Source organism: Paenibacillus sp. NPDC101420, from assembly GCF_050277435.1.
Classification (GTDB): domain Bacteria; phylum Bacillota; class Bacilli; order Paenibacillales; family Paenibacillaceae; genus Paenibacillus_AQ.
Genome location: NZ_JBNNSE010000001.1, coordinates 565,969 through 588,025, shown reverse-complemented (window position 1 = coordinate 588,025; position 22,057 = coordinate 565,969). Strand labels below are relative to the sequence as shown.

At 44.7% G+C, this 22,057-nt stretch carries 21 protein-coding genes; 19 read left to right on the top strand and 2 right to left on the bottom strand.

Annotation, left to right across the window (positions count from 1 at the left end; all coding sequences use genetic code 11):
• Positions 1 to 100: 100 nt before the first annotated feature.
• From ACQKMP_RS02720 to ACQKMP_RS02710, 3 genes are read left to right on the top strand one after another with little or no spacing between them, the layout of a single operon-like run.
• Positions 101 to 1,765, top strand: a complete 1,665-nt coding sequence (locus ACQKMP_RS02720) for a spore germination protein (protein ID WP_427468773.1) — start codon at positions 101 to 103, stop codon at positions 1,763 to 1,765.
• Positions 1,755 to 2,969 (top strand): Ger(x)C family spore germination protein, encoded by a 1,215-nt coding sequence (locus tag ACQKMP_RS02715; protein WP_076282920.1) that lies wholly within the window; start codon positions 1,755 to 1,757, stop codon positions 2,967 to 2,969. The genes ACQKMP_RS02720 and ACQKMP_RS02715 overlap by 11 nt, the downstream gene beginning before the upstream one ends.
• Before the next feature lie 18 nt (positions 2,970 to 2,987).
• Positions 2,988 to 4,088 (top strand): GerAB/ArcD/ProY family transporter, encoded by a 1,101-nt coding sequence (locus ACQKMP_RS02710; RefSeq protein WP_076299456.1) that lies wholly within the window; start codon positions 2,988 to 2,990, stop codon positions 4,086 to 4,088.
• Here the strand turns inward: ACQKMP_RS02710 and ACQKMP_RS02705 are convergent.
• Positions 4,061 to 4,318: a hypothetical protein gene (locus ACQKMP_RS02705; RefSeq protein ID WP_143759425.1), complete on the bottom strand. Its 258-nt coding sequence runs from the start codon at positions 4,316 to 4,318 to the stop codon at positions 4,061 to 4,063. The two genes, ACQKMP_RS02710 and ACQKMP_RS02705, sit on opposite strands and share 28 nt — an antisense overlap.
• Positions 4,319 to 4,489: 171 nt before the next feature.
• Between ACQKMP_RS02705 and ACQKMP_RS02700 the strand changes: the two genes are divergently transcribed.
• The 16 genes from ACQKMP_RS02700 (at position 4,490) to spoVM (ending at position 21,593) form a co-directional block, all read left to right on the top strand.
• Entirely contained in the window at positions 4,490 to 6,361 is a 1,872-nt protein-coding gene (locus ACQKMP_RS02700; protein WP_149644187.1) for a bifunctional homocysteine S-methyltransferase/methylenetetrahydrofolate reductase, read from the top strand.
• Between the two features lie 38 nt (positions 6,362 to 6,399).
• Positions 6,400 to 7,293, top strand: a complete 894-nt coding sequence (locus tag ACQKMP_RS02695) for a YicC/YloC family endoribonuclease (RefSeq protein ID WP_042187381.1) — start codon at positions 6,400 to 6,402, stop codon at positions 7,291 to 7,293.
• A 48-nt stretch (positions 7,294 to 7,341) separates the two neighbouring features.
• Positions 7,342 to 7,602: an extracellular matrix/biofilm regulator RemA gene (remA, locus tag ACQKMP_RS02690; protein WP_006209218.1), complete on the top strand. Its 261-nt coding sequence runs from the start codon at positions 7,342 to 7,344 to the stop codon at positions 7,600 to 7,602.
• A 19-nt stretch (positions 7,603 to 7,621) separates the two neighbouring features.
• Positions 7,622 to 8,191 carry a guanylate kinase gene (gene gmk, locus ACQKMP_RS02685; protein ID WP_076299454.1) on the top strand — a complete coding sequence of 190 codons (570 nt, stop codon included), beginning with the start codon at positions 7,622 to 7,624 and terminating at the stop codon, positions 8,189 to 8,191.
• A gap of 52 nt (positions 8,192 to 8,243) precedes the next feature.
• A complete protein-coding gene (rpoZ, locus tag ACQKMP_RS02680; RefSeq protein ID WP_036686188.1) occupies positions 8,244 to 8,444 on the top strand; it encodes a DNA-directed RNA polymerase subunit omega in 201 nt (66 codons plus the stop codon).
• Positions 8,445 to 8,673: 229 nt separating this feature from the next.
• The gene (gene coaBC, locus ACQKMP_RS02675) at positions 8,674 to 9,909 is read left to right on the top strand and encodes a bifunctional phosphopantothenoylcysteine decarboxylase/phosphopantothenate--cysteine ligase CoaBC (RefSeq protein ID WP_427468772.1); all 1,236 of its coding nucleotides are present in this window, start codon (positions 8,674 to 8,676) and stop codon (positions 9,907 to 9,909) included.
• Positions 9,909 to 12,440: a primosomal protein N' gene (gene priA, locus ACQKMP_RS02670; RefSeq protein WP_076299453.1), complete on the top strand. Its 2,532-nt coding sequence runs from the start codon at positions 9,909 to 9,911 to the stop codon at positions 12,438 to 12,440. The genes coaBC and priA overlap by 1 nt, the downstream gene beginning before the upstream one ends.
• Positions 12,441 to 12,524: 84 nt before the next feature.
• Positions 12,525 to 13,010: a peptide deformylase gene (gene def / locus ACQKMP_RS02665; RefSeq protein ID WP_042126884.1), complete on the top strand. Its 486-nt coding sequence runs from the start codon at positions 12,525 to 12,527 to the stop codon at positions 13,008 to 13,010.
• A gap of 4 nt (positions 13,011 to 13,014) precedes the next feature.
• Positions 13,015 to 13,950, top strand: coding sequence for a methionyl-tRNA formyltransferase (fmt, locus tag ACQKMP_RS02660; RefSeq protein WP_427468771.1), 936 nt, complete (start codon positions 13,015 to 13,017; stop codon positions 13,948 to 13,950).
• Between the two features lie 77 nt (positions 13,951 to 14,027).
• The gene (gene rsmB / locus ACQKMP_RS02655; RefSeq protein WP_427469202.1) at positions 14,028 to 15,422 is read left to right on the top strand and encodes a 16S rRNA (cytosine(967)-C(5))-methyltransferase RsmB; all 1,395 of its coding nucleotides are present in this window, start codon (positions 14,028 to 14,030) and stop codon (positions 15,420 to 15,422) included.
• A gap of 151 nt (positions 15,423 to 15,573) precedes the next feature.
• A complete protein-coding gene (gene rlmN / locus ACQKMP_RS02650) occupies positions 15,574 to 16,614 on the top strand; it encodes a 23S rRNA (adenine(2503)-C(2))-methyltransferase RlmN (protein WP_042187390.1) in 1,041 nt (346 codons plus the stop codon).
• A 6-nt stretch (positions 16,615 to 16,620) separates the two neighbouring features.
• Positions 16,621 to 17,394 (top strand): Stp1/IreP family PP2C-type Ser/Thr phosphatase, encoded by a 774-nt coding sequence (locus tag ACQKMP_RS02645; RefSeq protein ID WP_042187392.1) that lies wholly within the window; start codon positions 16,621 to 16,623, stop codon positions 17,392 to 17,394.
• Positions 17,394 to 19,661, top strand: coding sequence for a Stk1 family PASTA domain-containing Ser/Thr kinase (gene pknB / locus ACQKMP_RS02640; RefSeq protein ID WP_339247452.1), 2,268 nt, complete (start codon positions 17,394 to 17,396; stop codon positions 19,659 to 19,661). Before ACQKMP_RS02645 ends, pknB begins: the two co-directional genes overlap by 1 nt.
• 100 nt (positions 19,662 to 19,761) lie before the next feature.
• Positions 19,762 to 20,667, top strand: a complete 906-nt coding sequence (gene rsgA, locus ACQKMP_RS02635; RefSeq protein WP_339247453.1) for a ribosome small subunit-dependent GTPase A — start codon at positions 19,762 to 19,764, stop codon at positions 20,665 to 20,667.
• A 3-nt stretch (positions 20,668 to 20,670) separates the two neighbouring features.
• Positions 20,671 to 21,336 (top strand): ribulose-phosphate 3-epimerase, encoded by a 666-nt coding sequence (gene rpe, locus ACQKMP_RS02630; RefSeq protein ID WP_060622282.1) that lies wholly within the window; start codon positions 20,671 to 20,673, stop codon positions 21,334 to 21,336.
• 176 nt (positions 21,337 to 21,512) lie between these two features.
• Complete coding sequence (spoVM, locus tag ACQKMP_RS02625; RefSeq protein WP_020431362.1) at positions 21,513 to 21,593, top strand: stage V sporulation protein SpoVM; 81 nt, start codon at positions 21,513 to 21,515, stop codon at positions 21,591 to 21,593.
• 108 nt (positions 21,594 to 21,701) lie between these two features.
• Here the strand turns inward: spoVM and rpmB are convergent, their stop codons facing one another.
• Positions 21,702 to 21,890 (bottom strand): 50S ribosomal protein L28, encoded by a 189-nt coding sequence (gene rpmB, locus ACQKMP_RS02620; RefSeq protein WP_036686205.1) that lies wholly within the window; start codon positions 21,888 to 21,890, stop codon positions 21,702 to 21,704.
• Positions 21,891 to 22,057: the final 167 nt, after the last annotated feature.

The following is a 22,057-nucleotide window of genomic DNA, read 5'->3' as shown; positions in this document are numbered from 1 at the left end:
CTGTCTTTTTGTGTTTCCACATCCTTGCGACTTTATGTAGCCGAATAATGGAAGGGATAACCGAGAATAATACCCCTAAGATTGAAAAAAAGGGGGGACCTTGTTGAACATAAACGGGATAAACAGAAGAAACAAATCCGCTAAGGAACAACAAGGAGCCTCAGGTCATGAAGATACTCGAATTCCGAGGCTTACCGATGATTTGGACCAAACGCTCGACCAAATAGATAATGAGTTGGGTCATAGTCCTGATCTCAAAATTCGTCAGGTAAAGATCGGAGGTGAGAGCCCCGTTCAAGCAGCAGCGATTCATCTTAATGGTCTTGTCAACAAGGAAACGGTCGATGAATTCGTAATCGGTTCGTTACTCGGAATCACAGACGAAATGCTCAAAGAGAACATCTCTGCAACAAATGATCTTAAGGAATTCGTATTGAACCGTGCTTTGGAAATAGGTCAAGCACAGCTGCAAGAGGAGTGGAATGAGGTTCTACTGGCGATCCTTTCTGGCAAAACGGTCATTCTGATTGAAGGTTATGACAGTGCAATTGTGTGTGAGACCGAGGGAGGAGAAGCTCGCTCCGTCAGCGAACCATCCACCCAACTAGTCGTGCGAGGCCCAAAGGATAGTTTTGTTGAATCTGTAGCTACGAACATTTCCTTGATTCGGAGAAGAATTAAGTCTTCTAAGCTAAGACTAGAACATTTAAAGATCGGAAAGGTAACTCACACAGATGTGGCCCTCATGTACATTAAAGACAATGCAGACGAGAAGTTGGTAGAAGAGGTGAGAAATCGGCTACAACAGATTAATGTCGATGCCATCATGGAATCAGGTTATATCGAAGAGCTGATTCAGGATAAAACCTTCACACCTTTTCCAACCATTAATAATAGTGAACGGCCTGACGTTGCAGCGACGAACCTATTAGAGGGTAGGGTTGTGATCATTATAGATGGCACCCCGTTTGTATTGATTTTGCCTGCGGTATTTACACTGTTTTTTCAGTCTGCCTCGGATTATGCTCAAAGGTTCGATATTACAATTCTCATGCGTCTTGTTCGATATATCAGTTTTATTGTACTAATTCTTGGGCCTTCCGTTTATATAGCGTTAACCACTTACCATTATGAGATGATTCCTACAACCCTGTTAATCAATCTATTATCACAACGTGAAAATGTACCTTTTCCTGCTTTTGTGGAGGCACTCCTGATGGAGGGAGCGTTCGAGATCATTAGAGAAGCTGGAGTAAGGATGCCGCGTGCAGTGGGACAGACTGTATCCGTTGTAGGGGCGCTTATTTTGGGTCAGGCAGTAGTGGAAGCAGGAATTATCACACCGGTTATGGTTATTGTAGTAGCGCTGACAGGGATTGCGAGCTTTGCTATACCTGCGTATAACATGGCGATATCAGGAAGAATTATCCGTTTCGGATTTTTAGTACTGGCCGGTATGTTTGGTTTTTATGGGATTACTTTAGGCTTAATTGTTTTGCTTGCACATATGAATAGTCTGCGTTCATTCGGTGTCCCTTATCTATCCCCTATTGTGCCTATATCCTCACATGGTCAAAAAGATGCGTTCTTAAGACTGCCCTTATGGGCTTTGAGAACGGAGCGAGTTTCTACAACAAAGAGGCAAGAAGGCATTTCGGAAGGAAAGAAGATCTCAACAGGACATGAACAGAATGTTTCTCCTAAAATCCTTGAAAAATCTACTGGGGCAGAGCATCCAAAAAAAGGAGCGCAGGATGAAGAGTAATCGCACTATTTTTATTGGGGTTGTCCTGCTATGTTTATTGATATTTCTCAGTCTTACAGGCTGCTGGGACAGTGTGGAGTTAAATAGAAGGGCAATCGTTTCTGGAGTGGCTATTGATAGAGGTCCTACAGATGAGGAAAAATATGTATTATCTTTTCAGATTATAATTGCTGACGAAATCTCTGGCGAGAACGCCAGAGGTACTTCGCCAGTCGTAGTATATAAAGGCAGTGGACGTACAATGTTTGAAGCGTTGGCTAATGCCTCGCGTCAGACTGCGCGTTTCTTGTCCTTAGGACATATCCGAGTGATCGTTATTTCGGAGAAGTTTGCTCGCGAAGGTATCAAAGATATGATGGATGTCCTAGAAAGAGAGAGTGAAACTAGGCTAAGCAGTTTTATTTTTATATCAAAGGGACAGCCGGCGGTAGATAGTATGACGACCATGACTACGTTTGGTAAAATACCCGCCAATGATCTAGTGGAGAAGCTGCAGACGACCTCTAAACAGTATGGATATAATTACCGGATGGAAGTAGACGATATAATTCGTGGTATTCAAATTCCAGGTGGTGGGCCTATCGTCAATGGGGTAATGGTAACAGGCGAATTGGACAAAAAAGATAATAACGACAGTTTGAAAAATATAGATCCTGAGGCCATTCTTAGAGTTACAGACTTCGCTGCATTTAAAGAGGACAAGCTGAAAGGCTGGCTACGAGGTGATGAAGCTATAGGCACTGCCCTGCTAAAGAATAAAATTACACAAATTCCAGTAGTGGTTTCGATTGGTGAGGATGAATATGTAGCGTTCATCGTGTATTTATCTCAGGTACATATTCATGCTGATGCGAAGGACGCGGAGCATCCGGTAATCACAATAAATATCACTGAGCAGGCAGGTTTGAAAGAATCGCCTAATGCTTTGGATTTGACAGATCCCAAGGTCTTAAATAATCTTTCGGAACTTCTAGAACAGAGTATCAATGATAAGTTACATGCAGCTGTCTCAGCAGCTCGTTCGTTAAAAAGCGATTATCTTGGATTTGGTGAAGTTGTAGAACGAGAGAATCCGCGGGGGTGGAAGCAAGTAAAAGATCATTGGGATAGCATATTTGCAACCTGTGAGATCAAGTTTAATGTGGATATAGTTATTCGGCATACCGACATGCGGAGTGATTCCTTTCAGTCCAAAAAGAAATGATAATTTAGGAGGGCAGCTATGGGAAATATAAAAATAGGACTACTTCAATTTTTCACCCTGACAGTGTTGTTTGAACTAGGGACGGCGCTGGTAGTGAATCTTGGAATGGAGTCTGATAAGGATGCTTGGATTTCCATATTGCTGGGGAATTTGATAGGATTAATTGTTTTTGCAGGATATGCCTATCTTTATAGAAAGTTTCCGAATCTGCCCCTTACGGCATATATCCGGCAACTATTTGGTAAATATGTGGGTTCGTTGATATCCATAGCTTATATCGTGATATTTCTTAATTTGGCTGGTCGTGATCTGCGAGATGGTAGCTCTATGCTAGTTATGGCTACTATGCACAGGACGCCGTTATTCATTGTAGCGATGTTAATGGTATTATCTAGTGCTTATGTATTGCATAAAGGAGTAGAAGTGCTGTCCCGAACTTCGTTGGTGTTTGCGGTGATTGTGATATTAATCGGTTTATTTTGTTCGAGCATGTTAATGTTCTCGGGCTCCATTAATTTGAACCGTTTGCTCCCTGTTTTTGAGAATGGAATTAAGCCAATTGTTTCTTCTGTTTTACATCAAAACTACATTTTCCCTTTTGGTGAAATGATCTGTTTTACTATGCTTATGCCCTATCTGAATAACGTTAAAAAAGGTCCTTGGGTAATCGCAGCGGGCATATTTGTATCAGGTATACTGTTAAGTATGACCATGGCCTTAAATATATCGGTGCTTGGTACAGATATTGTCAGGCGTTCTCCGTTCCCCTTAATGCCTACGATCAGTAAGATCTCTATCTCCGATTTTATTCAACGTGTGGATATTCTAATTGTCATGGTGCTAATAATCGGTGTTTTTTTCAAATTGTCTGTTTTTTTTGCAGCAGCACTTATTGGGATTTCAGAATTGTTCAAGATTCCTTACCGAAGAATGGTGTATCCGGTAGCTCTCATAATCCTGTTCAGTTCGATGCTGAATGCCCGAAGCTTCACAGAACATATTGAAGAGGGAGGGAAACTGCTATACACGGTCTTTCCCTTCTTTATGGTGTTGATTCCATTGCTCCTAATTATTATTACAGCGATAAGAAGTCACAGTTCCCCTCCTCGTTCTGGTTGATGCCCCGTCTTCCAGGCTAGGATATCGGGAATAATCAGGCATAGCAATAAAATACAAGCAGCGACTTTCTCAGAGGGGGTATATAGCAAGTAATTTAGAATATAACCGATATTGCCCAGACCATATCCGTACATCCAATCTCCCAAATACAGAAATAATAAGCAGAGAATGCATAAGAGTAGAATTACCGTGTATTTTCGGATCAGAAACTTTCTTGTTTTTTTCTTCACTTAAATACCCCTTTTATTGTTTTTAACGTTAGTATGAGGCTTTTAATACTTGATCATTCATACCACTGGGGGTTGATTGCTTTTCTTATGAAAGCTTATCATCCATAGCGATTTATGTTACATTAGTATGAAACTAAAGTAGAACCTAATGTGACAGGGGAGGATCTTGCAGTGAAGCCGGATTTACGTTCCGCATGGGGAAACAAAGTATTGGTCGGAGACGGAGCGATGGGTACCTATTTATATCAGAAGGGTTTCCCTGTCGGCATTTCCTACGAAGAATTAAATTTGACCTCTCCGGGGGTTATCGAAGATGTCCATCGCAGCTATATCGATGCAGGAGCAGTGCTGCTAGAAAGCAACACCTTCTCAGCGAATTTTGACAGGCTGTCCAAATATGGTTTGGAGTCCAAGGTTGAAGAAATTAATCGCGCCGGAGTAAGAATCGCTCGTAAAGCTGCTGGAGATACAGGCTATGTATTAGGTGCTGTAGGCTCTATTCGCGCCGGTAAGCGTGCAAATCTCTCATCGACAGAGTTGAAAAAGTATTTTACACAGCAGATTACAGCATTATTAGAAGAAGAAGTAGACGGTATTATGCTAGAAACCTTTTACGATGTCGAGGAACTGCATCTTGCGCTAAGAACAGTACGTAAACATAGTACTCTCCCAGTCATTTGCCAATTTGCTGTGGATGAATCGGCACGTACATTAGATGGATTGACTTTACCAGAGGCTTTCCGGATCTTAGAAGGTGATGGAGCGGATATCATCGGATTTAACTGTAATACTGGCCCAAACGGGATTAAGAGAGCACTAAAAGCGGTACAAGGCAATCTTATTCTACCTACCTCGGTCTATCCGAATGCGGGCGTTGCGGATTATGTAGATGGAGAATATCGGTATGGAGCCTCACCGGAATATTTCGGACAAATGGCAGTTACTTTTGCAGAAATGGGTTGCAGAATTATTGGGGGCTGCTGTGGTACTACTCCGCAGCATATTGCTGAAATTTCTTCCGCATTGAAAGATTACGTACCTCAGCCACTTCCAGAACCGACGCTTCCGACTGTGGAGCGTGTATCTTTGCAGGAGCATTTTGGCGAAGATGAGGGAAGAGATGGTCGTGAGCCGAACCTGCTTGATCTAGTCAAGGAACGTCATACAGTTATCGTTGAGCTTGATCCACCTCGTGATTTGGATATCGGCAAGTTCATGAAGGGTGCAGAAGCGTTGAGAAGAGCAGGTGCGGATGCGCTGACACTCGCCGATAACTCACTGGCTGTTACACGGATGAGCAATATGGCTTTGGGCCATTTGGTGCATGCTAAAACTGGACTCCGTCCACTAGTGCATATTGCTTGTCGCGATCGCAATCTGATTGGTACCCAATCGCATTTGATGGGTTTTGATGCGCTAGGAATTGATCATGTGTTAGCGGTGACTGGAGATCCAGCGAAATTCGGAGATCTTCCCGGCTCAAGTTCGGTTTACGACTTAACCTCTTTTGAGATTATTCGTATGATTAAGCAGTTGAATGATGGCATTTCCTTTTCAGGTAAACCTTTGAAGCAGAAAGCAAATTTTGTTATCGGTGCTGCCTTTAACCCGAATGTTAAACATTTAGATAAGGCCGTACAGCGACTGGAGAAGAAAATTGCCTCTGGTGCAGATTATATTATGACTCAGCCTGTCTACGATCAGCAGCTTATCGTAAAGATCGCTGAGGCAACTGCACATCTGGATATTCCCGTGTTTATTGGTGTGATGCCACTGGCTAGTGGGCGTAATGCAGAGTTCCTGCATAACGAGGTTCCGGGAATCCAGCTTACGGATGATGTCCGGAATCGAATGAAGGGACTTGAAGGAGAAGCAGGAAGAGCTGAAGGGGTCGCCATCGCCAAGGAATTGTTAGATGTAGCTACAGCCCATTTTAATGGGATCTATTTAATGACACCTTTCATGTTCTATGATATGAGCGCACAGCTGATCGAGTATGTATGGGAGAAATCAGGACGTAAATTGTCCCCCTTGTTTCGCTAGTAATAATCAATTACAATAGTGTAATGGATGTGATTCCGTTGTCATTTAGCATGACCGGATACGGTCAATCGTCCCTGCAATTCGGCGGCTACAAGATTATGTTCGAAGTGAAATCGGTGAATCACCGGTACTGCGAAGTTGTACTGCGGATGCCCCGGGATTGGACGGGTTATGAGGATGTGCTGAGAAGAAAGGTTCAGCAGCACGTCAAACGGGGAAGGATAGATGTTACCATCAATAGAGAGCACGATGAGTCGTCTTCCGGACCGGTTCTGAATCGCTCTACTGTCATGACTTATCTTAAGGCAGCAGATCAGCTTAAGAACGAGTATGGTTTGTCCGGTGAGTTGACTCTACGTGATATACTTTCTATACCCGGTATTATGGAAAGCAAAGATGAGGCTGCGGGTGCCGTGTCCGCGGCCTTAGAAGACTACTCTGAAATGTTGGAGACGGGACTTGAGCAGAGTTTGCAGTCTCTGCTAGAGATGCGCGCCCGTGAAGGCAGTTTTCTAGCCGCTGATATTGAACAGCGTCTCAATCATCTCGAATCCATGCATGCTGAAATGGTCGAACTTGCACCTGTTGTAATCATTGAATATCGTGACAAGCTTCGTCATCGATTAAATGAGTTAAATGATGGGACGTTCGCTTTTGATGAGCATAAATTCGGGATGGAAATCGCTATTTTTGCAGATCGCTGTAATATTGATGAAGAGTTGACCCGGTTGTATAGTCATTTCGAACAATGCAGAACCCTCCTGAAGGGGAAAGGACCGGTAGGACGCAAGCTGGATTTTCTCATTCAGGAGATGAACCGGGAGACGAATACAATCGGATCGAAATGTAATCATTTAACACTCGTGGGTCTTGTGCTAGACATGAAAGCTGAGCTGGAGAAGATTCGCGAACAAGCGGCAAACATAGAGTAACCGGGAACAGGCAATAGCATAGAACTTTATGGGGGGAACTACCGGAACATGGCAATCAAACTTATCAACATTGGCTTTGGGAATATTGTGTCCGCCAATCGCATTATTTCCATCGTCAGTCCGGAATCTGCACCAATCAAACGCATTATCCAGGAGGCTCGAGATCGACATATGTTGATCGACGCCACCTATGGCCGACGGACTCGTGCCGTAATCATTACAGATAGTGATCATGTCATTCTGTCGGCTGTACAGCCGGAGACTGTAGCGCATCGCTTATCCAGTAAAGATGACGACAACGACGAATAACAACTAAATGGAGTGTATTATGTCAAAAGGATTGCTCATCATATTATCCGGACCTTCCGGCGTGGGTAAAGGTACTGTATGTACTGCGCTACGACCGAAGATGCCCGAACTTGTCTACTCAGTTTCTGCTACTACTCGCAGTCCGCGTGCGGGTGAGGAAGACGGCGTGAATTATTTTTTCAAAAGCAAAGAGGAGTTTTCGGCTATGATAGAAGCCGATCAACTGCTTGAATATGCGGAGTACGTAGGTAATTTTTACGGTACTCCACGTGATTTTGTAGAGAGAACTCTCAATAACGGCAAAGATATTATTCTCGAAATTGAGGTTCAGGGAGCTCTCAAAGTTAAAGAAAAATTTCCTGAAGGTATTTTTGTGTTCCTTCTTCCACCTTCTATGGATGAGCTGAAGGACCGCATACGCGGACGGGGTACGGAACATCCAGATGTGATCGATCACCGCATGACTGTAGCGGAGGATGAGATTAATCTAATGCAGCATTATGATTATGCTGTTGTAAATGATGAGATTGATCTGGCCTGTAAGAGAATAGAAAGCATTATTATCGCCGAACATTGTAAAGTTAGATAATGAATGCTGCAAGGCTGAAGGTATTACCAGTAAACTATGAAGAGGTGTCCCTGTGCTATATCCATCAATTGATGAAATGATGACCAAGGTTGACAGTAAGTATTCGCTCGTTGTAGCCGCAGCACGTCGTGCTAGACAATTGCGTGAGGGTGGCAAGACAGATGTGAAGAACCCTAGATCGCATAAATTCGTCGGTGTTGCTCTTGAGGAAATTTACGAAGATCGCATTACGCTTACCCGTGGTGAAGAGTAGTCTCAAGCCTATTTAGATATGACCTTTTGTAGAAACGGATACCGCCTATTTGTTATTAGGCGATGCCGTTTCTTCTTGGGTTATGGAGCAATTATGGGTCTTTAATGAATGCTGATAGCCCAAGACCGGGCTGTTTCTGACAACCGGAAGGTTGTTATTTTTTTCTCAAAATATAAGAAGTTTAAGAAATAGATCATTCGTTGTAAGAGAAGGGAACAGGGGGGAGATCATGTTGAAGAGCTTAAAGGGGAAGACTATTTTACTTGGGATTACAGGGGGAATTGCCGCTTACAAAGCAGCAGCCCTGACCAGTAAGCTTGTCCAAAAAGGAGCCGAGGTTCATGTCATTATGACAGCTTCGGCAAAGCAGTTCATTACAGAATTAACTCTACAGTCACTGTCGAAGCAACGAGTATATAGCGATACATTCCAGGAACGGGATCCATCCTCCATCTCGCATATTGATTTGGCTGATTCGGCGGACCTTGTGATAGTAGCACCAGCAACTGCAAATATTATTGCTAAAATGGCGCACGGAATTGCGGATGATATGTTATCCACAACGTTACTCGCTACTACTGCACCTATAATGGTGGCACCGGCTATGAATGTTCATATGTATCAGCATCCCGCTGTACTTAGCAATTTGGATACCCTCGCTAAACGAGGTATTCAGTTTATTGAGCCTGGAGAAGGTCTGCTGGCATGTGGTTACGTGGGTAAAGGACGTTTAGAGGAACCAGAGACTATTGTAAGTAATGTTGAGGATTTTTTTGCGTTGCAAGAAAGTGTGAAGTCTAGTCCACTCAAGGGTAAAGAGATCGTCATCACAGCTGGTGGTACAGTAGAACGGATTGATCCGGTACGCTATATCTCCAATGATTCCTCCGGTAAGATGGGTTTTGCATTGGCACGTGCTGCACGTGCTATGGGTGCTGAGGTTACCTTGATTGCTGCGCGAACAGATGAAGCGCCTCCGCAGGACCCGGATATGAATGTCATTCGTGTTCAATCTGCACAAGAGATGTACGATGCGGTTACTGCGCAGTGGGATAGCTGCGATATCATGATCAAGGCGGCTGCTGTATCGGATTACCGGCCTAAGCAAAGTGAGCCATCCAAAATTAAAAAAAGTGGAGATACACTGACACTTGAGCTTATAAAAACAACGGATATTCTGGAAACGCTAGGTAAGAACAAAGACAAGCAGTTCTTGATCGGCTTTGCTGCGGAGACGGGAAACACAGAATTTTATGCAAAGGACAAGCTGGTCCGCAAAAACTGCGATCTCATTGTTGCAAACAATGTAGCGGCTGCAGGAGCCGGATTCGGATCGGATACGAATATTGTATCGATTTATGATGTAGATGGATTGGTGCTCGAATTGCCACAATTGTCTAAGGATGAGGTCGCTCGCCGCTTGCTGACGCTCGTGGCAGAGCGGATTACTGGAGCTTCATTATAATGGATATTGCCAAGGTCATTGTGGATGTGCCTGTACGCAGCACTGACCGGCCATTTGATTATAGTATTCCAGAATCACTAAAGTTATGGATTGAAGTGGGCAGCCGAGTAGCAGTACCGTTTGGACACCGCACGGTGCAAGGCTTTGTCGTTTCTCTGGAGTCAGGTGAAACAGTAGTGAATCCTGGTCTTAAGGCTATTCAAGAGGTGCTGGATTTGCTTCCACCTTTATCTCCTGAATTAGTTGAGCTAGCGGACTGGATGAGTAAAAGATATGCATGCAGACGAATTTCAGCCCTGCAAGCGATGCTGCCCACTGCTCTAAAAGGGAAGGCAGAACGACTGATTTCGCTAGGAGATGTGGAAGAAGAAGCAGCATTTTCTGATGATGAATTATTCCCTATGTTTGCAGATACAGGGAATGAGGAACGACTAATTACTGAGTTTATCGGACGTAATGGCGAAGTTTCCATGAAGCAGCTCACCCGTGCATTTCCGGAGGCTGCGGAGACGGTGAAGTTCATGCTAAGACGTGGAGTTCTTGTAGAGAGCCAATCGATTAAAGATAAAATGGGCAAGAAGAAGCTGAAAGCAGTAGATCTTGCGATAGGGATCACGGCTGCTCGTGAGGCGTTGAATAAATTCCCCAAAAAGTCCGCGCGACAGAAGGAAGTACTTAGCTTTCTGATTGAAAGGGAAGCTACACTCCCAATGGCGCTTAAGGAAGTCTTGTCTGCACTTCAAGTGACGGCAAGCACCGTGAAGGGTTTAGAGGAAAAAGGCTTTATCGAAATCAGTGAAATCGAAGTCTATCGCGACCCTTATCAAGGACGTGATTTTAAGCCTACTACGCCTCTGCCACTTACAGCAGAACAAGAGATTGTATACACACGTATTTCACGAACGCTAGAAGAACAGCTCCATGAAGTTTTTCTGTTACATGGCGTTACGGGGAGCGGTAAGACAGAAATCTATTTGCAATGTATCAAACGTTGTTTGGATCAGGGTAGACAGGCCGTAGTGCTCGTCCCAGAAATCGCATTAACGCCGCAGATGGTGGAGCGCTTTAAGGGGCGCTTCGGAAGTGGTGTCGCGGTAATGCATAGCCGATTATCTGTTGGCGAACGTTACGATGAGTGGCGCAAAATCCGTGAAGGAAAGGCTACGGTTGCCGTTGGCGCCCGTTCAGCGGTGTTTGCCCCGTTCTCTAACCTAGGTTTGATTATTATGGATGAAGAGCATGAAACCTCATATAAGCAGGAGGAAAATCCGAAATATCATGCCCGTGATGCAGCTATTCGCAGAGCCGAACAGTGTGGGGCAGCCGTGATTTTAGGCTCCGCCACGCCTTCGTTAGAAAGCTATCATGCTGCCAGAGCGCAGAGTGATATTCATTTTTCACCAGTCCTTCTAGAGATGCCTACCCGCGCGCTTGGTAACGAACTACCGAAGGTAAATGTCGTGGATATGCGGGAAGAGCTTAAAGAAGGTAATCGCTCAATGTTCAGTCGAAAGCTTCATGCTGCATTGGCTGAAAGACTGGAACGTGGAGAACAGACCGTGTTATTGCTTAACCGTAGAGGTTTCTCGACGTTTGTTATGTGCCGGAGTTGCGGATATGTAGCAGGCTGCCCCGAGTGTGATATTTCATTAACGTACCATAGTCGTAGTGACAATTTGCGTTGTCATTATTGTGGTCATGCTGAACCGGCACCTAAGCTTTGTCCAGAGTGTGGAAGTGAGCATATCCGGTTCTTCGGAACGGGGACGCAGCGGGTGGAAGAAGAGCTTGGTAAGTTGTTTCCTGGGATACGGGTGATTCGTATGGACGTGGATACAACGACAGAAAAAGGTTCGCATGAGAAGCTGCTGAATCAATTCAGAGACAAAAAAGCGGATGTTCTGCTAGGCACTCAGATGGTAGCAAAAGGTTTGGATTTTCCTGACGTAACTCTTGTTGGCGTAATTACAGCAGATTCAGCGTTGAACCTGCCCGATTTTCGTGCAGCGGAGAAGACCTTCCAATTGCTTACACAAGTTGCTGGAAGAGCAGGTCGGCATCAGCTTCCGGGTGAGGTCGTTGTTCAGTCCTATACACCAGAGCATTATTCTATTATTCATGCTAGCGGGCATGACTATCTCTCTTTTGTAAGGGAAGAGCTGAAGCATCGCAGAGGGCTACATTATCCGCCTTATTGCAGACTGATACTCGTTACATTATCCCATGAGCAGTTACCGCTACTACTCCGGATGGCAGAGAATTACGCTATGAATCTGCAGGGGAAGGCCAGAAATCTAAGATGGTATGGGAGTCTAGATAAGCTAACCACAGATGTACTAGATCTGTTAGGTCCAGTAGCTTCTCCAATCCCTCGCTTAAAGGGTAGATATAGATTCCAATGTATGATAAAATGGCGCGGCGCCATCGATGTGATAGGGCTTGTTCGACAAGTGGCTGAGGAGTTGGAGGATTCTGTACGGGATACAGGGCTCCAGATCAGCATTGATGTTGATCCGCAAATGTTGATGTAAATCGTTATCATGTTACAATGTAAAAAAAGAGCTAGATCAATAAACTCTAAATATAGAGATGTACAGAACGGGAAGGTGTTTTTAATGGCGATACGTATGATCGTTAAGGAACCGGATGAAGTGTTGCACAAAATAGCAAAAGAAGTAACTGTAGTTACACCTAATGTTAAAAAATTGTTAGATGATATGGCTGATACGATGTATGACGCTGAAGGTGTAGGGCTGGCAGCTCCACAAGTTGGTATTTTGAAGCGCCTAATTGTGGTGGATGCAGATGAAGAGCACGGGCTGATCAAAATGATTAATCCGGAAATCATCGGTACAGAAGGGGAGCAGCTAGGACCTGAAGGATGTCTTAGTATTCCCGGATTGAATGGTGATGTACGCCGTGCAGAGACAGTAACCGTGCGTGGTCTTAACCGTGAAGGAAAAGAAATTACCATTACCGGCAGTGGTTTACTTGCTCGGGCTTTTCAACATGAGATTGACCATCTGAACGGAGTACTGTTTACCGATATCGCTGAAAAAGTATACGAGATGACAGCTGAACGCAATGAGACTGAGGAGTGAGGATATGAAGATTGTATTCATGGGAACCCCAGCCTTTGCGGTACCAAGCTTGCAAATGCTGATGGATGAAGGCTATGAAGTTGTAGCAGTCGTCACCCAACCAGATCGACCGCAAGGACGTAAAAAGATCTTGGCTCCTTCACCAGTTAAAGAAGCCGCATTATCTCTCGGTTTACCTGTGCTCCAGCCTGAACGGATGCGCAAACCTGAGGCTGTCGCAGAGCTAGCTGCATATGAGCCTGACCTGATTGTTACAGCGGCTTATGGTCAAATTTTGCCTAAAGCTGTATTGGATTTGCCGCGTAATGGTTGTGTGAATGTTCATGGTTCACTACTTCCTAAATACCGGGGTGGCGCACCGATTCAACGTAGTATCATTAACGGTGAGAAGGTTACCGGCGTTACCTTGATGTATATGGCTGAAGGACTTGACACTGGAGATATGATCTCGCGCGTCGAGGTGGCTATCGAGGATGAGGATACTTCCGGCACGATGTTCGAGAAGCTTAGCCTTGCTGGACGTGATCTCTTGAAGTCTGAAATGCCGCGATTAGTAAACGGCCTTGTTCAAGCTTCTCCGCAAGACGACAGTCAAGCGACCTTTGCTCCTAACCTAAATCGTGAGGATGAGCGTTTGGATTGGAACGCTGGCTCACGTGATAACTATAATCGAATTCGTGGATTAGTACCTTTTTCCGGTGCGTTTACGCTTTGGAATGGAGAGACCTTCAAAGTATGGGCTTCAAAAATTCCTGCTGAGCAGAAATCAACTGATAGTGCGCCAGGAACGGTACTTTCGGTCACTGAACATGGTGTCGAGGTTAAGACAGGAGACGGAAGTCTGCTGCTAACTACGGTTCAACCTGCGGGTAAAAAAGCGATGAGCGCTGCGGATTTTAGCCGTGGCGGTGTCATGAAACCAGGGATGGTGCTAGGTTGAGCGCGGGCGGTAACGGTGCGGGCCGATCAGGAGTAAGTCATAACTCTGGTAATAAAAATAGTAACGATCATAAAGCAGTGAGTGGTAAAAAGGGCGGTAGCGGAAATAAAGGTAAAGCTGCTACAGCTTCTTCCCGCGATATCGCTCTCGATATCCTGGTTAAGGTCGAACAACAAGGGGCTTACAGCAACTTATTGCTGAACAGCAGTCTGCAGAAGTCTGCACTCAGCAGAGAAGATGCTGGACTAGTTACAGAGCTTGTCTATGGTACCATTTCTCGGATGAATACACTTGATTATGTGCTCGAGGAATTTGTTAGCAAAGGAATCGCTAAATTGCAGCCCTGGGTGCGTAATTTACTGCGTCTAAGCTTATATCAAATTATGTACCTGGATCGCATACCATCTCATGCAGCTGTAAATGAGGCTGTTAATATAGCTAAGAAAAAGGGCCATCAAGGAATTTCGGGTATGGTTAATGGCGTGCTTCGTAGTGTGCTGCGCGCTGGAAATCTGCCGATAATACCTGATGGATTGGGTCCTGCGAAGCGGATATCTATTCAGTATTCCCATCCTATATGGTTAGTGAAGCGCTGGATTACGGAGTATGGTGTTGACACTGCGGAAGCTATTTGCGCTGCTAACAATGAGCCACCCGCTGTCAGTGTACGCGTAAATACTACGATGATTAGCCGTGAAGCCCTATTGAGTCAGATGATTGAACAAGGTCTGCAAGCTTCTGCTTCTGAAGTAAGTCCTTATGGTATTGTTGTAAAAGGCGGAGGTAATCTGGCTCTTTCATCCTGGTACCGGGATGGATATCTATCTGTTCAGGATGAAAGCTCCATGCTTGTAGCTGAAGCTGTTGCACCTGAGCCTGGAATGAGAGTGCTTGATTGCTGCGCCGCGCCTGGGGGCAAAACGGCCCACATGGGCGAGCTGATGAAAGATGAAGGATCTATTTTCGCTAACGATCTGCATCCACATAAAGCTAAGCTTATCTCGGATCAAGCTGCACGGTTAGGTCTCGAAAGCGTAGTAACAGGCAGTGCAGATGCACTGGAGCTGGAGCATACCTTAGAGCATCATTCCTACGATAGAATTCTTTTGGACGCGCCTTGCTCTGGGCTTGGTGTAATCCGCCGTAAGCCAGATCTCAAATGGCGTAAGCAGCCTGAGGATGTTGTAAGTGTAGCATCACTGCAGGGTCAGCTGCTGCAGTCGGTTTCTAAACTGTTGAAACCGGGTGGTGTTCTGGTTTATAGTACCTGTACGACTGAACAAACGGAAAATAGTGAGGTTGTAGCTGCTTTTTTGGAGCAAAATCCTGATTTCACTTCTATAACATTTGCTTCCCCGCTGTGGGGGAGATTGGAAGGTACTGCGCTGGCTGCAGGTGAGGGGATTCAGTTATTGCCACATCATTATGGCAGTGATGGGTTCTATATCTCCAAGCTTCAAAGAGTCTTGTAATATAGCAAATTTACTGACAATCGTTGTATCTTCCGCCCGCCGGGCTAACGTACGGCGGGCTATTTCTTTTACCGTCTCTGAAATTTGTGTTAAAATAGGAAGAATGAGAAATAATACGCATATCCTTATGAAAGAACAGGTGCTAATAATAATGAAACCTTTAATATATGATTTTTCTTTAGAAGAGTTACAGCAGTGGGCGAAAGATAACGGTGAGCCTGCTTTTCGTGGTGGACAGATTTTTGATTGGTTGTATGTAAAACGTGTAAGTGACTTCGAATCCATGAGCAATTTGTCTAAAGGACTTCGTCAGAAGCTGAACGAGCAATTCTCCATTGCAGCGCTCACTGAGATTACTAAAATGGAATCGAAAGATGGAACAGTAAAATTCCTGTTTGGATTGCATGATGATCATGCGATCGAGACAGTTATCATGAAACATAATTATGGAAATAGCGTTTGTGTAACAACTCAAGTAGGCTGCCGAATCGGCTGTACCTTCTGTGCCTCTACGCTTGGTGGATTGAAACGTGATTTGACAGCGGGTGAAATTGTAGCTCAGGTTGTACGCTCTCAACAGATCTTGGATGAGCGGGGTGAGCGTGTCAGCAGTATTGTTATCATGGGTACTGGTGAGCCGTTTGAGAACTATGATGCAACAATGAGATTCTTGCGTCTTATGATTCATGAGAAAGGTCTAAATATCGGACAACGGCATATTACTGTTTCCACTAGCGGGATTGTGCCGAGCATTTATAAATTTGCAGAAGAAGATACACAAATAAATTTGGCGATTTCGATTCATGCACCTAACGACAAACTGCGTTCGAAGCTAATGCCAGTTAACCGCCGCTTTCCGTTTGATGATGTGATTGAATCTTTACGTTATTATCAAGCTAAGACGGGGCGACGGGTCAGCTTTGAGTATGCATTGATCGGCGGGGTGAATGATCAGCCGGAGCATGCTGAGGAATTAGCAGGTGTGCTTAAGAACATGCTGTGCCACGTCAATTTGATTCCAGTAAACCACGTGCCAGAGCGGAAATATGTACGTACTTCACGCAATGATATCTTTGAGTTTCAACGTATTTTGGCTGACAACGGCGTGAATGTTACCATTCGCCGTGAGCAAGGCCATGATATCGCGGCCGCATGCGGACAGCTGCGTGCCAAACATATGGAGTTGGGGTGAGGATATTTGATCAGAACAGTTCATGCCAGCGATATTGGCCGAGTGCGCTCTGTCAATGAGGATTCGGTCTGGATCGGCGCGACGCGCCACGGTTATACACTCGGCATAATTGCCGATGGGATGGGTGGACATCAGGCTGGTGAAACCGCGAGCAGGCTTGCTTTGGAGACGATGAGGAATACCCTAGACGGGCTCCTGCCTGAGCTTCAGGACGAAGCACTGCGTGATGCGTTATCAGCTGCTATTTTGGAAGCTAACAGCACTGTCTTCAAGGAGGCTTCCAGCAACGATAAGTACCACAATATGGGTACTACTGTCGTTGCTGCCCTGATGAATGGTTCAAACGGATATATTGGCCATATCGGAGACAGCAGAGCCTATTTAATAAAGGACAGTGCAGCAGTTCAATTAACCGAAGATCACACGCTAGTCAATGAGCTGTTCAAGAACGGTCAGATCAGTGTGGAGGAATTAGATAATCATCCGAGACGGAATGTGCTGACGAGAGCACTTGGAACAGATGCTGAGGTGCTGGTTGATTTAGCCCCTGTTACCCTGCTACCTGGGGAACTTTTGCTTCTCTGCAGTGATGGTTTAAGTAATTTTGTTAACAATGAGCATTTGGGCAAGGTAGCGGGAATACATGAGATACCGTTAGAGGAAAGAGCGGACCGCTTACTTCAGTTGGCACTGCTTGCTGGCGGCGGCGATAATATTAGCGTCGCTTTGTTAGAACATCATGGAGAGGCCGCTGTGCCCGAAACAAAGGAGTGGGATTGATGATCGGTCACGAACTGGGCGGCCGTTACCAAGTCATCGAACGGATCGGCGGAGGTGGAATGGCGCTCGTCTATAGAGCACATGACATTCTTTTAAACCGAAACGTCGCCATCAAAGTATTGCGTAATCAATTTGTTCATGACGAGGAATTTATCCGCCGTTTTAGGCGTGAGGCGCAATCAGCTGCATCTTTGTCTCATCCGAATGTGGTTAGTATTTACGATGTAGGACAAGAAGACGAAATTCATTATATTGTCATGGAATATATTGAGGGCAAGAATCTTAATGAAATTATAAAAGAACGAGCGCCATTACAGGTTGACGAGTCCGTAAGGATCGCTTCACAAATCTGTGATGCACTTGATCACGCTCATCAGAATCAAATTATTCATCGGGATATTAAACCACATAATATATTGATCGGGCGCAATGGCCGGGTGAAGGTAACGGATTTCGGTATTGCTCGTGCGGTAACATCTACTACCATTACTCAGACAGGCTCTGTAGTAGGTTCCGTTCATTATTTCTCACCAGAGCATGCCAAAGGTGTCTCAACAGGAGAGAAATCCGACCTGTATTCATTAGGGATTGTACTCTATCAAATGCTTACCGGAAGTCTTCCATTCTTAGGGGAGAGTCCGATTAGCGTAGCTCTAAAGCATCTGCAAGAAGAGTTTGAAGAGCCAAGGCTCATAAATCCACTTATTCCGCAAAGCGTTGAGAATGTAATTCTAAGATCGATGCGTAAAAATCCGGAAGAGCGTTATCAGTCTGCAAAGCAAATGCTGCAGGATTTAGAAACCTGCTTGTTGCCTGAGCGCCGTAGTGAAGCAAAAGTTCTTTTTAACGATGAGGAAGACGAGGATCGAACGCGGGTAATACCAGCGATTAAACCGATCCAAAGAAGCAATGGAAATCGTAATCATCGCCACGACCGGATGGATAATGATGAAGATGATGATGACGATCCGGTACCTGTGAAAAAAGGTAAAAAACAATGGACTAAACCTGCATTATGGATTGGTTTAACTTTAGTGTTACTGCTGGCTATGGCCAGTCTCGTGTGGTACGTTAAATCCCAATTAGTTGTTCCTGAGGTATCGGTTCCTTACGTGGTCGGTAAACAGCTGGAACAAGCGAAGACTGAACTTGAGGATTTGGGGCTTGAGGTTGCTGATCCTATACTGTATGACTACAGTCCGAATTTCGAAGAAAATGTGGTCATGAAGCAAAGTAGGGAAAAGGACGCCAAAGTGAAAAAGGGAGCCTCCCTAATACTAACTGTGAATACGGCGAAACCATTAACTAAGATGCCAGATGTAACGAATTACACTTTCGACGAAGCTGTTAAAGCGCTGATGGCAAAGGGTGTACCTCAAAATCAAATTAAGAATGAACCTCTCTTCGATGAAAATACGGCGGTGGGTAAGGTTGTAAAATCAGACCCAGCCTTTGACAGCGAGTTTGATCCTGAGACGGTTTCAATCACCCTCTACGTTAGTAAAGGAGAAGAAAGTGTCACGATGCCAGACCTCATCGGTAAGACGGAGAGTGAAGCTAAGGCGCTTTTGGAAGAATCCAAACTGGTTCTCGGAGATGTAAAGGAAGAATCCAGCTTCACAGTTGATGAAGGTAAGGTAACGAAAACTTGGGCTTATGAGAAAGGTACCTCTGTTCCACCTGGAACAGCGATTACGATTTACTTAAGTACAGGTTATCCACCTGAAGCCCTGAATTATACCTTTAATGTACCAGTAGCTCCTGCACAGGATGGAAAGAAGAGCAAGATTCGAATTGAGTTCGTTGATGCGCGCAATAATGGTGAGAAACAAGATTGGGGAACGCGTACCATTGGAAAGAGCCAAGTGCTGTCCGTTAATCTAGTGCTTGCTCCGAATAAAGATGGCTCTGTTATTGTTACCCGAGATGGTGTGCTTTTAGACACTTATGTGATTCCATATATTGATGCGAAGAATGGCACGGTGCAAGAACCTGAACCACCGACGGTTCCGACTCCGCAGCCGACTCAGACACCGATAGATCCTACACCTACTGCTGAACCGACCATTGAGCCTGAGATCCTGCCTCCAAGTTCAGACAACGAAGGGTCTACTAATACTGGATCAGCCAATCAGACGGGATTCCTTACTAACAATTCGGTGAATAATGAATCGACCAATAGTGGTAACAACAAGAACAGTAATAAAAATGGTGACAAGCATAATAATAAAAACAAAGACAAATCTAAAGATAAAAGCGATAACTAATCAGGACAGAAGTGCTTGAATAGTTGTGGCAGCGAAGTGACCCGGGGATGTTCAAACTTGGGTCATTTTCGCAAAATCAGGAGAGGAAGGCTCACTATGTATGCCTGAAGGAATAATAGTAAAGGCGTTAAGCGGATATTATTACGTAAAACCGCTTCGTAAAGGATTAATTGCAACAGAGGAAGTTTCAGTTCAATGCAGAGGCCGAGGTATACTTAAGAAAAAGGGGATCGCTCCTCTTGTAGGTGACCGCGTGATCTATATGCTGACTGAGCATGGTGAAGGGATGGTGGATGAGCTTCTCCCTAGAGAATCTGAGTTAATTCGTCCACCTGTAGCGAATGTAAGCCTTGCCGTTCTATTATTTTCTGTGCGGGAACCTGATATGAACCTGAATCTATTGGACAAGTTCCTAGTTCATATAGAGCACTCGGGACTGGAACCTTTAATCGTTCTGACCAAACAGGATTTGGCTAATGATAATGGTGAAGCCACTAAGTATGTTAAAGAGCTCTATGAAGATATTGGTTATGAAGTGATGGTTACAAGCTCAATTACAGGAGCTGGCAGTGATGAACTAAGAGAGCGGCTTACTGGTGGTATTAGTGTATTTGCCGGACAATCTGGGGTAGGAAAGTCGACCTTATTGAATCGTATTGTGCCAGGACTTAAACTGGAGACAGGTGAGATCAGCTTACGTCTGGGCCGTGGTCGTCATACTACCCGCCATGTAGAATTGATGGATATTGGCGGGGGCGGCTTTGTAGCGGATACCCCTGGTTTTAGTCAACTTGATTTTCTTGAGCTTGGGGTTGAAGAGCTCTCTACTTGTTTCCGTGAATTTGCAAACTATGCTGGGGATTGTAAATTCCGAGGTTGTAGTCATCAGCATGAACCAGGCTGCCGAGTCATCGAGGCATGGAAAGCTGGGAATATCGCTGATAGCCGGTATGAACATTACAAATTATTTTTTAATGAAATGAAAGATAAAAAGCGGAGGTACTAAGTCATGATACGAATAGCACCATCTATATTGTCTGCCGATTTCGCAAGTTTAGGTTCAGAGGTAGCAGAAGCTGAGGTCAGTGGCGGGGATTGGATCCATGTGGATGTAATGGACGGTCATTTTGTGCCGAATATAACGCTTGGTCCACCAATCGTAAAAGCGGTCTCGTTACATACCAAGCTTCCACTAGACGTTCACTTAATGATTGAGTCTCCAGAACGTTATATTTCTGATTTTGCTGCCGCAGGCGCTAGTGTGATTACTGTTCACGCTGAGGCTTGCGTTCATTTACACCGTGTGGTGCATCAGATCAAGGAATTGGGTCTTAAGGCAGGAGTAGCTATTAATCCTGGCACTCCGGCATCAGCGGTGCGTGAGGTGCTTGAGGATGTGGATATGGTTCTCGTGATGACCGTCAATCCTGGCTTTGGAGGTCAAGCATTCATTCCTAACACGTTGCGCAAAATTACTCAAATTAGAGAATGGGCGAATGAAGTCAATCCAGATCTACTTATTGAAGTCGATGGTGGTGTTTCGGAAGCTACAGCGCCATTGGTTGTCGGTGCAGGAGCGGATGTTTTGGTTGCAGGAAATGCAGTTTTTGGCCGGAGTGATCGTGCTGCAGCGATCCTTGAGATTCGAGAAGCAGCGGAAGCGGCACTTCGTTAAAAAAATAGGCTATTACGACTAAAGGTATAGGCCAAGTCCTCGACGCATAAATATGGTTACATGAGCAGAAATCTCATGTAGCCTTTTTTGTTTTGGCAGGGAGGACTGCAGTACGTTACCGTTAGAACAAGAAGAAAGTCTCCTGCGTACGGCATGAATTGATGGGAGGGTAAACCATGAAATTTTACACGTTTAAGCTGCCAAGGTTTTTGGGAGGTTTTGTTAAAGCGATTTTGAACACATTTCAGAAGAGTTGATCTTGGGCTTGGAACAGAAAAGAAAACATGAAAAAAAGCACCTTACAAATGTAAAGGGTGCTTTTTGCTTCATATGAGTGATCGCTCGGTCTTTAAAATTGCAAAAGACTAAACGCGTTCAACTTTACCGGCTTTCAAAGCACGGGTGCTGACGTACACGCGTTTTGGTTTACCGTTCACGAGGATACGGACCTTCTGAACGTTAACTCCCCAAGAACGACGGTTGCGGTTATTGGCGTGAGACACGTGGTTGCCGCTGCTCGGTTTCTTGCCTGTTACTGCACATTTGCGGGACATAGATTACACCTCCTTATTCCTAACACCTGCATAAAACAATACTTATCTATAATATCACAGCAAATTTTGCTACGTCAACCGATTCAAAAACATTTATTTCTTTTAATACTTATAGTACAATGTAAATTAGTGCATTATGTCCTGTTAATCATAGAATGATTAGGCAT

Bases quoted from the DNA above. Each gene is read 5' to 3' on its own strand.
- ACQKMP_RS02715 (WP_076282920.1), top strand. From the start codon at position 1,755: ATGAAGAGTAATCGCACTATTTTTATTGGGGTTGTCCTGCTATGTTTA.
- ACQKMP_RS02710 (WP_076299456.1), top strand. From the start codon at position 2,988: ATGGGAAATATAAAAATAGGACTACTTCAATTTTTCACCCTGACAGTG.
- remA (WP_006209218.1), top strand. From the start codon at position 7,342: ATGGCAATCAAACTTATCAACATTGGCTTTGGGAATATTGTGTCCGCC.
- gmk (WP_076299454.1), top strand. From the start codon at position 7,622: ATGTCAAAAGGATTGCTCATCATATTATCCGGACCTTCCGGCGTGGGT.
- coaBC (WP_427468772.1), top strand. From the start codon at position 8,674: ATGTTGAAGAGCTTAAAGGGGAAGACTATTTTACTTGGGATTACAGGG.
- priA (WP_076299453.1), top strand. From the start codon at position 9,909: ATGGATATTGCCAAGGTCATTGTGGATGTGCCTGTACGCAGCACTGAC.
- def (WP_042126884.1), top strand. From the start codon at position 12,525: ATGGCGATACGTATGATCGTTAAGGAACCGGATGAAGTGTTGCACAAA.
- fmt (WP_427468771.1), top strand. From the start codon at position 13,015: ATGAAGATTGTATTCATGGGAACCCCAGCCTTTGCGGTACCAAGCTTG.
- rlmN (WP_042187390.1), top strand. From the start codon at position 15,574: ATGAAACCTTTAATATATGATTTTTCTTTAGAAGAGTTACAGCAGTGG.
- pknB (WP_339247452.1), top strand. From the start codon at position 17,394: ATGATCGGTCACGAACTGGGCGGCCGTTACCAAGTCATCGAACGGATC.
- rsgA (WP_339247453.1), top strand. From the start codon at position 19,762: ATGCCTGAAGGAATAATAGTAAAGGCGTTAAGCGGATATTATTACGTA.
- rpe (WP_060622282.1), top strand. From the start codon at position 20,671: ATGATACGAATAGCACCATCTATATTGTCTGCCGATTTCGCAAGTTTA.
- spoVM (WP_020431362.1), top strand. From the start codon at position 21,513: ATGAAATTTTACACGTTTAAGCTGCCAAGGTTTTTGGGAGGTTTTGTT.
- rpmB (WP_036686205.1), bottom strand. From the start codon at position 21,890: ATGTCCCGCAAATGTGCAGTAACAGGCAAGAAACCGAGCAGCGGCAAC.